The sequence below is a fragment of the Pandoraea nosoerga genome (genome assembly GCF_902459585.1).
In the GTDB taxonomy this organism is placed as follows: Bacteria; Pseudomonadota; Gammaproteobacteria; order Burkholderiales; family Burkholderiaceae; genus Pandoraea; species Pandoraea nosoerga.
Genome location: NZ_CABPSC010000004.1, coordinates 90,446 through 103,359, shown reverse-complemented (window position 1 = coordinate 103,359; position 12,914 = coordinate 90,446). Strand labels below are relative to the sequence as shown.

Below are 12,914 nucleotides of genomic sequence, written 5' to 3'. Positions count from 1 at the left end.
CGCGTGCGTCCGCCGGTTCGGGCAGACATCTTGCGCGATCGATCCGTTCGTCGCGTCAGGCCCGCAGCAGCTGGTAGAAATTCCGCAGCATGGCGGCCGTCGCCCCCCAGATGAAATACTCGCCGCCGGTCGCCTTCGGATAAGGCATCGAGTAGAAGCGGCGCTCGCCCATCTGATAGTTGAAGAGGCGTACCTGATGGTTCGTCGGGTTCATCAGGAACTCCAGCGGGACCTCGAAGATTTCCGCCACTTCGCCGGCGTCGGCCACGAGATCGAATGGCGGCTTGAGCAGGCCAATCACGGGTGCGATGCGAAAGCCGGTGCGCGTCACATAGTCGGGCAGACTGCCGATGACCTCCACCACGCCGGAGTCCAGGCCGATCTCTTCGCGCGATTCGCGCAGCGCGGTGGCAATCGGCGTCGGATCGTCAGGCTCTCGGCTGCCTCCGGGGAAACTGATCTGTCCCGCGTGCGTGCTCAGATGTTGTGTACGCTGTGTGAACAGAACCGTCGTACCCTGCGGGCGCATGACCAAGGGCACCAGCACCGCCGCGGCGCGCGGCGTAAAGCGTGCGGAGGGAGCGACCTCCACGATACTCGCGTCCGGCGTCCAGAGCGGCGGATGCGCGAGTCGGTCTCGCAGTGCGTCGGGCGCGAGCCGCTCCGCCGGCACCGAAGGCTCACCCTCGCCTGTCGAGACGATGGGCAACGCTTCAGGATGCAGGATAAGAGGTGGCGCCACGTAGACCTTGGAAGGAGGGAGAACTCCGCTATTTTAGCGAGGAAGACAAAAGTGCGTGCACGCGAAGAAAAACCGAATCCCATGGCAATTCGTGCGATACCGCGCGCATGATGCGGCGCCGCAAGACGCCGGTTTCGGAAAGCTCGTCCATACGAAAAAAGCACCCCGGAGGGTGCTTTTTCCATGCGGCTTTGGCTGCGCCCGGCCACGAGGTCGCCAGGCGTAGCGGCGTCCGACTTACTCGGCAGCAGCGGTCTTGCTCTTGAACGTGAGCTTTTCCTTGATACGTGCCGACTTGCCCGAACGCTCGCGCAGATAGTACAGCTTCGCGCGGCGAACGTCACCACGACGCTTGACTTCGATGCTGGCGATCAGCGGGGAGTACGTCTGGAACGTACGCTCGACGCCTTCACCCGACGAAATCTTGCGAACGATGAACGCCGAGTTCAGACCACGGTTACGCTTGGCGATCACGACGCCTTCGTAGGCCTGCACACGCTTGCGGTTACCTTCCACCACGTTCACGTTGACGATCACGGTGTCGCCCGGGGCGAATTCGGGAATCGTCTTGTTCGCGGTCAGACGCGCGATTTCTTCCTGCTCGATCTTTTGGATCAGATTCATTTACCACTCCTTGTGCCATCGTATCGGCGTTTCATACCGGCATGCCGGCCCCGACAGAGGATGGGTTCAAACCGAATGCCGTCCCCATGACGACACCCGCTGCCTTACTTGGCCGACGAGTCGGCCTTCAGGCTTGCCAGCCACGCCTCGTCGGCACGGCTGAGCAATCCGTTGGCGCGCGCGCTCTCGATCAGGTCGGGACGCTTGCGCCATGTGTTGGCCAACGCCTCGCGACGTCGCCATTTTTCGATCTCTGCATGGTGCCCGCCCAACAGCACGTCCGGCACCCGCACCCCTTCGTACTCTTCCGGCCGCGTGTAGTGCGGGCAGTCGAGCAGTCCGTTCACGAAGCTGTCCTGCTCGGCCGACTGCGCGTCGTTGAGCGCACCTGGCAATAGCCGGATCAACGAGTCCATCAACGCCATCGCGGGCAGTTCCCCACCCGAGAGCACGAAGTCGCCCACACTGATCTCTTCGTCGACGACACGATCAATGAGACGCTGGTCGATCGCCTCGTAACGCCCGCACAGCAGAATCAGTCCCTTCTCCTGCTGACTCAGTTCCACCACGCGACGATGCGTGAGCGGCTTGCCCTGCGGCGACATCAGCAGCACTCTGCCGCGTGCGACGCCCGCTTCGGCCTGCGCCGCTTTCGCCGCGGCGATCGCGTCGTCCAGCGGCTTGGCCAGCATGACCATGCCCGGACCACCACCGTAAGGACGATCGTCGACCGTACGATAGTTGTTGTGCGTGAAATCCCGAGGATTCCAGAACCGCACATCGTAGCGAGACTGCTTCAGCGCCCGGCTGGTGACGCCCCAATCGGTCAGCGCCCGAAACATCTCGGGAAAGAGCGTGACGACGTCAAACTGCATCAGACCGGATCCGTCCAGAGGTGCCCGGACATGCAACGGCCGGGCAATCAATCAGCAACAATCGGCAACTCAGTAATCGAGGCCCCAGTCGGCCACAATACGCCCCGCGTCGACGTCGACGGTCTGCACGTACCGCCCGACGAACGGGATCAGCCGCTCGGCCGTCTTCGCCGGCTTTCCGTCCACGGGCGCCGTCTCGTAGGCGACGCGCAACACGGTATGAACGCCGTTGTCGAGCAGTCCCACGACCTTGCCGAGGACTTCGTCCTGCAAATTCGTCACCTGGGCGCCAATGAGATCGACCCAGTAGAACTCGTCTTCACCCGCCGTCGGAAAGGCACTGCGCGGCACCCAGACCTGAAGGCCCTTGAGCGCCTCGGCCGCCGTCCGGTTCGCGCTGCCGCGCAGTTGCGCGACGACCGTTCCGGAATGCCCGCGGCTATGTAACACGTGAGCCATCGAATAAGTCGACTCACCGGGACGCCGAAAATACCAGCGGTCCGCAGACAGGAGCCCTTCGCCTTCGCCCGTGTGCGGTTGCACCTTGATCCAGCCGCGAATTCCATAGGCATCGCCGATATAGCCGAGTTCGACGAGATCGTCGGGCACCTCGGATATCGGAGCGAGCACCTGCTCCGCACGCTCACCGGCAGCGCCGGCTTTCAGCGGCGCCCGCGCACGTGTGGGTCGATCGGAACGAACCATGCCAATCCAACGTTGTGACGAACACACGGCGATGCCCGCTCCCGATCGCTCCGGAGCAGGCACCGCCGTTCGATTCTTGTGCTATCGGCAGACCGACAGCAATGCGTATCTGGCTAAACGCTCAGGCAGCAGCCTTGGCGCCTTGCTTGATCAGGCGAGCCACGGTCGGCGACAGTTGCGCGCCAACGCCTTGCCAGTACGTCAGACGGTCTTGAGCGATGCGCAGACCTTCCGTGCCTTCGGCAGCGACCGGGTTGTAGAAGCCAATACGCTCGATGAAGCGGCCATCGCGGCGGTTACGCGAGTCGGTTGCAACGATGTTGTAGAACGGGCGCTTCTTCGCGCCGCCGCGAGCCAGGCGGATAACGACCATAATAAATCCTTGTGAATCCAGAGGTGTTCGGACAGAAAACGCGTGATTATAGCGCAAAACCCCCGTCAAAACAAACACTTCGCCAGACCGCCGGCACACCCCGCCAAGCCGCGCCCGTATTGGCCCCCGCACCGCAGCAATCCGGGCACGGCAGCCACTGGTCTACAATGCACGAATCCTTTGTGTAAAGCGAGTCCTGCATGCGACGATTTGCCGATGGATGTCTGCTCCGCTCGCCGCCACGATGGGCCTTGCGGCCTGCCACACCCGGCGCCCGCCTGTGGCGTCGCACGCGATGGCTGGGCGGGTTGCGTTTCGCGGGCCTGCTTGCCGCATGTCTTGCCGCCGCGCCTGTACCGGCGGCCGCGCGAGACGCCCTGCCCATCGAACGTCTCTCGCTGCCTCCCGGTTTCCACGTCGAAGTGCTCTCCGATCAGGTCCCCGGCGCCCGGGGCATGGTACTCGGCCCCAGGGGCACACTGTTCGTGGGCAGCCGCGCGCAGGGGAACGTCTACGCCATCACGCTGGATCCCTCCCGCGCCTATGCGGCGAAGGTGCGCACCGTCGCGGCCGGTCTGAACATGCCCATCGGCGTGGCGATGCGCAATGGCAGCCTCTATATATCGGCCGTCTCTCACATTCTCAAACTCGACGACATCGAGAACCGGCTCGACAAGCCGGGCAAGCCTGTCGTCGTATACGACAGGCTTCCGGCCGAAAGCCACCACGGCGGTCGTTATATCGCCTTCGGCCCTGATCAGCGGCTCTACGTCGGGGTCGGCGCGCCGTGCAATGCCTGCAAGCGCGACGAAAACCGCTACGCCATGATCGGAAGCATGAAGCCGGACGGCAGCGACTGGCGGGTAGCGGCTCGCGGTGTACGCAACACCGTTGGCTTCGACTGGCAACCGGGCACCGGCACACTTTGGTTCACGGACAACGGCCGCGACCTCCTGGGCGACGACGTGCCGGACGACGAGCTCGACCGCCTGGCCCGCGCCGGCGAACATTTCGGATTTCCGTATTGCCACGCGGGCGACGTTGTCGACCCGGAGTTCGGCCAGGAGAAACCCTGCGCCGCCTTCTCTCCACCAATGACCAAGCTGGGCGCGCATGTCGCCGCACTAGGCATGCGGTTTTATACAGGCAAGCAATTCCCGGAAGACTATCGGGGCAGCATCTTCATCGCGGAACATGGGTCTTGGAACCGCGCCCGCAAGGTCGGCTATCGGGTAGTCCGCGCCGTGCTCGACGCCAAAGGCAATGTCACTCGACAGGAGGTTTTCGCACAGGGCTGGCTCGGCAGCGACGAGTCGGTCTGGGGACGTCCCGTCGACCTCCTCGCGCTCCCCGACGGTTCCTTGCTGATCAGCGACGACTACGCCGGCGCGATCTATCGCATCACGTACCGCAAACCGTGAAACATGGCCATGCAGGCGACTCACTGCGATTCCCACCGTCCATTGCCCTGCAAAGGGGAACCGGGACCGCGCACTGCCGGTCAACGCTTCACGGTATTCGCGGCACCATCAGGACATTCCACTCCCGGTTCATCGCAACCGCTTCGCCGGCCGCCCTCTTCGCCACTACGAGCCAATCCCATCATGACTCAACGCCGATTCTCGTTCCTGCCTTCGTCGCTTGCTTCCTATCTGGCGGCTCTGATCGTGCCGGCGGCCATGCTGGCCGGTTGCGCAGCGCCGTCCGGCGGGGGCGCCAATCCATCGTCGGCGTCGCCAGACGCGTCGGCCGCAGCCACCGCACCGGCCGACATTCTCGGCACCTGGCAGTTGATGAAGTGGGAAGGCCCCGGCGACATCCCGAGCCTGCCGGAAGGTCGCTCGATCAACCTGACGTTCAATGACAAGGACGCTTTTTCCGGCACCGGCGGCTGCAATCGCATCTTCGGCCAGTACAAGATCGGCCCGGGCAAAGGACAAGTGACTCTGCAGGCACCGGCCGCCACGCGCATGGCATGCCCGGATTCGATGGCGTTTGAAGACCGTTATCTGAGGACGCTGCCACGCGTAACGCGCTTCGAGCGCCGCGATACGCAGTTGATGCTCAGCACTGCGGACGGCGAGACGCTGACATACGCGTCGCAGACGTTGCTCAATCGCACCATTGCGGCCCCCGCCGGAAACCGGAAGACGGAGGACCGGATCCTCGACGTCGACTCGAAGATGGCGGACTGCGTCGGCGTCGCGCCGCGCAAATGTTTGCGGGTGCGCGATGCCGACGACTCGGGCAAGGCGCAGTGGGAACTCTGGTATGCCCACATCGATGGCTTCGAGTGGAAGCCCGGCGTAGAATACCGCGTGAAAATCCACGGTGAGCCGGTGGAAAATCCGCCCGCAGACGCGTCGAGCATGCGCTGGACGCTCGTCGAAGTCATTCGAGAAACGCCTTCCCGTTAACGCCTTCCGATGAACGCAGTCGCTTATAAATCCAAGACCCTGACCGCCGGACTCGCCATGCTGTTCGGAACGCTCGGACTGCACCGCTTTTACCTTTACGGTCTTCGCGACCGTTTTGGCTGGGCCCATGTCGTGGGCTCGGCATGCGGCGTTGCGGGCTGGGGACTGCTGGTGACGAGCGAGCTGCGTTCCCCCGCCGGCTGGGTGCTGGCGATCCTCGGCGCAATTTCGTTGTTCTCGGCCTTTCTTGCCGCCATCGTCTACGGTCTGCGTCCCGACGAGCGCTGGGACGCCCAATTCAATACGAGCGCGCACCGGAAGTCGCGCTCGGGGTGGACGGCGGTCATCATCGTGGCCGTCTCTCTGTTTGTCGGCGCCATGCTGATGATGGTCGGCCTTGCCGTGGCGTTCCAGACCTATTTCGAAACGCACGACACGCCCAACCGCCTGTCGCAATAACGTTTCGCCGTGACCACGACCTCCTTTCCTTTCCTCAAGCCGACGATCGGTTTCATCGGTGCGGGCCGCGTCGCGCGCGCCATGGCCGTTGCGGCATCGCGCGCCGGCTACCACGTCACGGCCGTCGCAAGCCGGCAACTCGACGCCGCGCAACGCATCGCGACAGCGCTGCGCGAGTGCGAAGCGATGCCAGTTGAACGAGCGCAGGACATGAACACGGTCTTCGGCCGCGCCGACCTGGTATTCCTGACGGTCCCGGACGACGCCATCGCCGCCTGCGCCGCCGCACTGTCCCCCAACGCCGGTCAGGCACTGGTCCATTGCAGCGGTGCGTCCGAAGTCAGTCTGCTCGCGCCAGCTACACGACGGGGCGCGCACATAGGTGGCTTCCACCCCCTCTTTCTCTTTGCCGGATCGGACAACGACGCCGAGCGCATGTCCGGCTGCTCGATCACGATCGAGGCGGACGCCCCGCTGAACGACACGCTGCAATCGCTCGCCCGTGACATGGGCTGCCGCGCCGTGTCGATTCCTGCCGGCGAGCGCATGCGCTACCACGCCGGGGCCAACTACGCGGCGAGCTTTCTGCTGTGCCTGCTCGATGAAGCGGCTGCGCTCTGGCGAGCCGCGGGCATGCCGGAGGCCGACGCGCAAGCCGCCGTGTGGCCGCTCGTCATGGGCACCCTCGACGCCGCCCGCGAACGCGGCCTGCCAGGCGCGCTCGCCGGTCCGGTGTCGAGGGGGGACGCCGGCATCGTAGCGCGACATACGGAGGCGCTGGCCGCCCTGGGCGGAAACCATGCGACGCTGTACTCCCTGTTGACGCTGCGTGCGATCCACCTGGCACGCCAGCGTCCGAACGTCGACAGCACCGCGCTCGACGCGATCGCCCGAACCATCGCCCCCTATCTGCCTCCCACCGTGTCTCCCGCCCCAGGCAGCGACGCATAACGCTGCGCAGTTCCACCAGGCCATTGCCATCCAGGCGGCCTCGCAAGGCCAGTCCGCCCATCCGCCCCATTGCCACCGTCGGACCGGCGGATCGGTTGCGTGGCGCTTCAGGTCCGTCACGCTCATCGCCCCTATCGTCCCTATCGCCCCTATCGCCCCTATCGCCCCTGCCACGCCTGTCATGCCTGTCATGCCTGTCATGCCTGCCTGTCTGCCATCGCACATGATTGCCCTCCCGTCCAAATACTGTACAAAAACACAGTATAATGAGGCACATTGCAAGCGGACGCCCGTTTTCTGTGTCCGGACTGTTTCAAAGGAGACGAGCCATGGCTTCCTCATTCGCGCCGCCCCCGTCGCGCAAGGGCCGCGGCGCTACCGCGAATCTCGAATCGCGCTTCTCGGCCTGGCATCGCGAGAGCGACGAAACGCGCCACGAATCGGACATGGCCCAGGAATGTGAGGTCAAGTTCGTGACACAGGTGGCCGTGGAGAACGCGCGCACCATCATTTCGCGCAATACATCGCCAGATATCCCCTTCGATCGCTCGATCAACCCCTATCGCGGGTGCGAACACGGTTGCACCTATTGCTTCGCGCGTCCGACGCACGCCTATCTTGGGCTGTCCCCCGGACTCGATTTCGAAACACGGCTCTACGCGAAGCTCAACGCGGCCGAACGGCTCGACGCGGAATTGCGCAAACGCGGCTATCAGCCTTCGCTGCTCGCCCTTGGCGCCAATACGGACCCTTACCAACCGATCGAGCGCGAATATCGCATCACGCGCAGCATCCTGGAAGTGCTCGAACGCTTCGGCCACCCCGTTGGCATCACTACGAAGTCTGCGTTGGTCACGCGCGACATCGACATTCTGTCCCGCATGGCCGAGCGGGGGCTCGCACGCGTGTTCATTTCAGTGGGAACGCTCGACGCCAAGATCGCAAGGAAGATGGAGCCGCGCGCGAATACACCGGCGCGTCGCATCGAGGCCATTCGCAGGCTGACGGCCGCCGGGATTCCGACGGGGGTGATCGTGGCGCCGATCGTGCCCGCCCTTACCGACTTCGACATCGAGCGGGTCCTGAGCACGGCGGCGGAAGCCGGTGCGACATACGCGGCTTACGTGATGTTGCGGCTGCCGCTGGAGGTTCACGACATCTTCGTAGCCTGGTTGGAAGAGCACTACCCGCTGCGGGCGCGTCACGTGATCAGCCTCATCGAGCAGGTTCGCGACGGCAAGCACAACAGCTCGGAGTTCGGCACCCGAATGAAGGGCACGGGTTTGCATGCGCAACTGATCCGCCAGCGTTTCCACCTCGCGGCGCGCAAGCTCGGACTCAACCAGGCGCGCCCGCCCCTGCGCAACGATCAGTTCAAAGTACCAGCCCCCGACCACCCGCAGTCCGCGCACCGCAGCCGCCACGCCCCGCGCGCAGACAGCCAAATGCCGAGGACGGAAAAATCCCGTACTGATGATGCGGCGGCCGACGCCAATCCGCAGATGCGCCTCTTCTAGTGCGTTGATCGGCGGCCTTGGCCGCCGGATCGGGCCGGGTCCTCGCGTATTCGCCCGCTCACACCCCGTGCGCGCCAAATGCGCCAAATGTGTCGAACGCATCAAACGCATCAAACGCGACGAACGCGCCCAGCGCGCCCAGCGCACCCAGCGCGCCAACGCGATCTGCCGCCACCGGCCTCACTCCTCGACGTGAATCGTGAGCGTCTCCTTGATCTCCTCCATCACGACGTAGCTCTTCGACTGCACGGCGCCCGGCAGCTGCAGGAGGATGTCGCCAAGCAGTTTCCGATACTCGGACATCTCGCGAATACGCGCTTTGATCAGGTAATCGAAGTCACCCGAGATCAGGTGGCACTCCATCACCTCGGGAATGCGCAGCACCTCGCGTCGGAACTGATCGAACATGTTGCCCGACTTGTGATCGAGCGTGATCTCGACAAACACAAGCAGCGCCGCGCCTAGCGCCGCGGGATTTACCCGGGCGAAATACCCCATGATCACGCCATCGCGCTCCATGCGCTTGACGCGCTCGATGCATGGCGTGATCGACAGACCGACCTGTTCCGAGAGGTCTTTCATCGACATCCGGCCGTCCTGCTGAAGCAGCGCGAGGATACGCCGGTCGAGCCGGTCGAGCGTGCGAATCGATTGCTGCTGAACTCTCATGATTTTTTCCTGAATTCAGGAGATATACATTAACTAAATCTACGAATCCGAGAATAGCATGCCAATTATTACTGGATAACTATGGTTTCACAGGAGTCAACGCAATGAAGGTCATCGTTCTCGGTAGCGGCGTCATTGGCGTCACCAGCGCCTACTATCTGGCGAAGGCCGGGCACGACGTCACGGTGCTCGATCGTCAGGCGGGTCCGGCGCTCGAGACCAGCTTCGGCAACGCCGGGCAGATTTCGCCGGGCTACGCCTCGCCGTGGGCGGCGCCGGGCATTCCGACGAAGGCCATCAAGTGGTTGTTCCAGAAGCACGCCCCGCTGGCCATTCGGCCGGACGGCACGCTCACGCAGCTCAAGTGGCTCTATCAGATGCTGCGCAACTGCACGCCCGAACGCTATGCCGTCAATAAGGAACGCATGGTGCGGATCGCCGAGTACAGCCGCGACTGCTTCCGCGCGCTGCGTGCAGAAACCGGTATCCCCTACGAAGGCCGTCAGGCCGGCACGCTGCAGCTCTTCCGCACGCAAGAGCAACTGGCCAACGCGGCGCGCGACATCGCCGTTCTGGAGGAAGCCGGCGTGCCGTTCGAACTGCTCGACAGCGCATCGCTCGCCACCGCCGAACCGGCACTCGCGGCCGTCTCGCACAAGCTCACGGGCGGTCTGCGCCTGCCAAACGACGAGACCGGCGACTGCCAGTTGTTCACCACGCGTCTGGCCGCCATGGCTGAAGCGCTGGGGGTGAAATTCCGTTACGACATGCCGATCGACGGCCTGCAATTGGCAGGCGACCGAATCGAAGGCGTGGTGTGCGCGGGCTCGATGCAACGCGCGGACGCCTATGTCGTCGCGCTCGGGTCCTATTCCACGCCGTTCCTGAAGGGCATCGTCGACATTCCGGTGTACCCGCTCAAGGGCTACTCGATCACCGTACCCATCGTGAACGCGGATCGCGCCCCTGTCTCGACCGTGCTCGACGAGACCTACAAGATCGCGGTCACGCGCTTTGACGATCGCATCCGCGTCGGCGGCATGGCCGAAGTGGTCGGCTACGACAAGTCGCTCAAGGCGGCGCGCCGCGCCACGCTCGAAATGGTCGTGAACGATCTGTATCCGGGTGCCGGCAACACGGCCGAAGCGACGTTCTGGACGGGGCTGCGCCCCATGACGCCGGACGGCACCCCGATCGTAGGCGCCACCGCATTGCGCAACCTGTTCCTGAATACCGGGCACGGCACGCTGGGCTGGACGATGTCGTGCGGCTCCGGCCAACTACTGGCCGATCTGATGTCGGGCCGGCGACCGGCGATCCTGGCCGATGATCTTTCGGTGGCGCGCTACAGCGGCGCCCTCGACGCGCAGGCCCAACCGGCCTTCGCCTGATGTTGAAAACGGCACCTTCGGGTGCCGTTTTTGCTTGCGCCGTCCATTGCTTTGGACAGCGCGTTCGCGTGACTGGCGGTGGCATAAGAACAGGAGACGCATCATGAAGATCGGTGTACCCAAGGAGATCAAGAACCACGAATATCGCGTAGGCATGACGCCCGCAGCCATACGCGAAGTGGTGGCACGCGGGCACGAGGTCTGGGTCGAGACGCAGGCCGGCGCCGGCATCGGCATGGACGATTCGGTCTATACCGCCGCCGGCGCCCGCATCGCCGCCAATGCCGCCGATGTCTTCGAGCGGGCCGAACTCATCGTGAAGGTCAAGGAGCCGCAGGCCGCCGAGCGCGCCCGATTACGCCCTCACCACACGCTATTCACGTACCTCCATCTCGCCCCTGACGCGCAGCAGACGCATGAGTTGATCAAGAGCGGCGCCACATGCATCGCTTATGAAACGGTGACGTCCGCCACTGGCGGCTTGCCGTTGCTCGCGCCCATGTCGGAAGTGGCCGGCCGCATGTCGATCCAGGCCGGCGCGGCCGCACTGGAGAAGACGCACGGCGGACTGGGCCTGTTGCTCTCGGGAGTACCCGGCGTGGAGGCGGGCAAAGTCGTCATCCTCGGCGGGGGTGTCGTCGGCACCAACGCGGCGACCATCGCCGTCGGCCTGGGCGCGCAGGTTACGGTCATCGACAAGTCGGTCGAAGCGCTGCGCCGCATCAGCGCGCAGTTCGGCGGCCGCGTGCAGACCGTCTACTCGACGCAGCACGCCATCGAAACGCATCTGCGCGACGCCGATCTGGTCATCGGCGGCGTACTGATTCCGGGCGCCGCGGCGCCCAAGCTCATCACGCGGGCCATGCTCGGACTGATGCGCAAGGGGGCGGTAATCGTCGACGTCGCGATCGACCAGGGCGGCTGCTGCGAGACGTCCCATCCGACGACGCACGCCGATCCCGTCTACATTGTCGAGGGCGTGGTGCACTATTGCGTCGCCAACATGCCCGGCGGTGTGCCACGCACGTCGACCTTCGCGCTCAACAACGTGACGCTGCCGTTCATTCTGCAACTGGCCGATCGCGGCCCGGTGGCGGCAATGCGCGCCGACCCGCACCTGTTGGCCGGTCTTAACGTCGCGCGCGGGATGGTGACCAATCATGGCGTGGCCGACGCCCTCGGACTCGCCTACCACGACCCACATACCGTGCTGGCGCATCTGCCGGCAGCCGCCTGAGCGCGGCATTGTCCGGAGGCTGCCGGACGACTTCCCGTCCGGCGCCTGTGCTGACGGCAACATCGGCGCGACATCGGCCGCATCGATTGACAGCGCTTCACCGTGATCGGCCCAAGGTCGTGCTTTGGACATGGGGACACTCCCTTCGTTATACTTCCCCCATTCTCGACGGCGCCTGCCGCTCTCCCCGGTCATCGGGCTCGCGCTGCCGCGCAGCAGCCTGCCTGCCCCAAGCCGTCAATGTCCATGATCAAGTGATGAACGCCGACCCCCAAGAACTCGACAAATTCAGTGAATTGGCCCACCGCTGGTGGGATCCGCACAGCGAATTCAAGCCGCTGCACGAAATCAATCCACTCCGCCTCGACTGGATCGAGCAGCACGTACCGTTGCAGGGCAAGCGTGTGCTCGATATCGGCTGCGGCGGCGGCATTCTCTCCGAATCCATGGCACGTCAGGGCGCTCGCGTCAAAGGGATCGACCTGTCGAAAAAGGCGCTCGGCGTTGCCGATCTGCACAGTCTCGAAGCCGGCCTTTCCATCGAATATGAAGAAATCTCGGCCGAAGCGCTCGCCGCGCGCGACGCCGGGACTTACGACGTGGTGACCTGCATGGAAATGCTCGAACACGTGCCCTCGCCCGCGTCGATCGTGGCGGCCTGCGCCACGCTCGTCAAACCGGGCGGCCATGTCTTCTTCTCGACGCTCAATCGCAATCCGAAAGCCTGGCTGCTGGCGGTCGTCGGCGCGGAGTACGTGCTGCGCATGCTGCCTCGCGGCACCCACGATTACGCCAAGTTCATCCGTCCGTCGGAACTTGCCTCGTTCGCCCGCGCCAGCGGTCTGACAGTCCGTGATCTGCGTGGCCTGACGTACAACCCGCTTACCAAGCGCTACGCGATCAATCGCGATACCGACGTCAACTACATGGTCGCGTGCACGCGCGATGCCTGAT

The 12,914-nt window shown here is 64.3% G+C and carries 14 protein-coding genes; 8 read left to right on the top strand and 6 right to left on the bottom strand.

From position 1 onward, the window contains the following. Nucleotides 1-55 precede the first annotated feature (55 nt). From PNO31109_RS07255 to rpsP, 5 genes are all read right to left on the bottom strand, one after another. Nucleotides 56-742, bottom strand: a complete 687-nt coding sequence (locus tag PNO31109_RS07255; RefSeq protein ID WP_244958142.1) for a CoA pyrophosphatase — start codon at nucleotides 740-742, stop codon at nucleotides 56-58. Nucleotides 743-979: 237 nt separating this feature from the next. Next, nucleotides 980-1,366, bottom strand: a complete 387-nt coding sequence (gene rplS, locus PNO31109_RS07250) for a 50S ribosomal protein L19 (protein WP_150554936.1) — start codon at nucleotides 1,364-1,366, stop codon at nucleotides 980-982. Nucleotides 1,367-1,470: 104 nt separating this feature from the next. Then, nucleotides 1,471-2,241 carry a tRNA (guanosine(37)-N1)-methyltransferase TrmD gene (gene trmD, locus PNO31109_RS07245; protein ID WP_150554935.1) on the bottom strand — a complete coding sequence of 257 codons (771 nt, stop codon included), beginning with the start codon at nucleotides 2,239-2,241 and terminating at the stop codon, nucleotides 1,471-1,473. A 69-nt stretch (nucleotides 2,242-2,310) separates the two neighbouring features. After that, entirely contained in the window at nucleotides 2,311-2,946 is a 636-nt protein-coding gene (gene rimM / locus PNO31109_RS07240; RefSeq protein WP_150554934.1) for a ribosome maturation factor RimM, read from the bottom strand. 121 nt (nucleotides 2,947-3,067) lie between these two features. Further along, nucleotides 3,068-3,319: a 30S ribosomal protein S16 gene (gene rpsP, locus PNO31109_RS07235; RefSeq protein WP_017234865.1), complete on the bottom strand. Its 252-nt coding sequence runs from the start codon at nucleotides 3,317-3,319 to the stop codon at nucleotides 3,068-3,070. 200 nt (nucleotides 3,320-3,519) lie between these two features. On the opposite strand from rpsP, the gene PNO31109_RS07230 reads away from it, so the two are divergent. From PNO31109_RS07230 to PNO31109_RS07205, 5 genes are all read left to right on the top strand, one after another. Then, on the top strand, nucleotides 3,520-4,740 hold the full coding sequence (locus PNO31109_RS07230) for a PQQ-dependent sugar dehydrogenase (RefSeq protein ID WP_150554933.1): 1,221 nt from the start codon (nucleotides 3,520-3,522) through the stop codon (nucleotides 4,738-4,740). A gap of 183 nt (nucleotides 4,741-4,923) precedes the next feature. Then, on the top strand, nucleotides 4,924-5,736 hold the full coding sequence (locus PNO31109_RS07225) for an META and DUF4377 domain-containing protein (protein WP_174966315.1): 813 nt from the start codon (nucleotides 4,924-4,926) through the stop codon (nucleotides 5,734-5,736). A 9-nt stretch (nucleotides 5,737-5,745) separates the two neighbouring features. Beyond that, a complete protein-coding gene (locus PNO31109_RS07220) occupies nucleotides 5,746-6,195 on the top strand; it encodes a TM2 domain-containing protein (protein ID WP_150554931.1) in 450 nt (149 codons plus the stop codon). 9 nt (nucleotides 6,196-6,204) lie between these two features. After that, entirely contained in the window at nucleotides 6,205-7,146 is a 942-nt protein-coding gene (locus PNO31109_RS07215) for a Rossmann-like and DUF2520 domain-containing protein (protein WP_244958141.1), read from the top strand. Between the two features lie 329 nt (nucleotides 7,147-7,475). Next, nucleotides 7,476-8,663, top strand: a complete 1,188-nt coding sequence (locus PNO31109_RS07205; RefSeq protein WP_244958140.1) for a PA0069 family radical SAM protein — start codon at nucleotides 7,476-7,478, stop codon at nucleotides 8,661-8,663. Nucleotides 8,664-8,843: 180 nt separating this feature from the next. On the opposite strand, the gene PNO31109_RS07200 is transcribed toward PNO31109_RS07205, so the two are convergent. After that, complete coding sequence (locus tag PNO31109_RS07200) at nucleotides 8,844-9,332, bottom strand: Lrp/AsnC ligand binding domain-containing protein (protein WP_150554930.1); 489 nt, start codon at nucleotides 9,330-9,332, stop codon at nucleotides 8,844-8,846. Between the two features lie 104 nt (nucleotides 9,333-9,436). Between PNO31109_RS07200 and PNO31109_RS07195 the strand changes: the two genes are divergently transcribed. The 3 genes from PNO31109_RS07195 to ubiG all read left to right on the top strand — a co-directional run bounded on the left by PNO31109_RS07195 (nucleotide 9,437) and on the right by ubiG (nucleotide 12,913). Further along, the gene (locus PNO31109_RS07195; RefSeq protein WP_150554929.1) at nucleotides 9,437-10,723 is read left to right on the top strand and encodes a D-amino acid dehydrogenase; all 1,287 of its coding nucleotides are present in this window, start codon (nucleotides 9,437-9,439) and stop codon (nucleotides 10,721-10,723) included. A 103-nt stretch (nucleotides 10,724-10,826) separates the two neighbouring features. After that, a complete protein-coding gene (gene ald, locus PNO31109_RS07190) occupies nucleotides 10,827-11,960 on the top strand; it encodes an alanine dehydrogenase (RefSeq protein ID WP_150554928.1) in 1,134 nt (377 codons plus the stop codon). 257 nt (nucleotides 11,961-12,217) lie between these two features. After that, nucleotides 12,218-12,913 carry a bifunctional 2-polyprenyl-6-hydroxyphenol methylase/3-demethylubiquinol 3-O-methyltransferase UbiG gene (gene ubiG / locus PNO31109_RS07185; RefSeq protein WP_150554927.1) on the top strand — a complete coding sequence of 232 codons (696 nt, stop codon included), beginning with the start codon at nucleotides 12,218-12,220 and terminating at the stop codon, nucleotides 12,911-12,913. Nucleotide 12,914 lies beyond the last annotated feature (1 nt).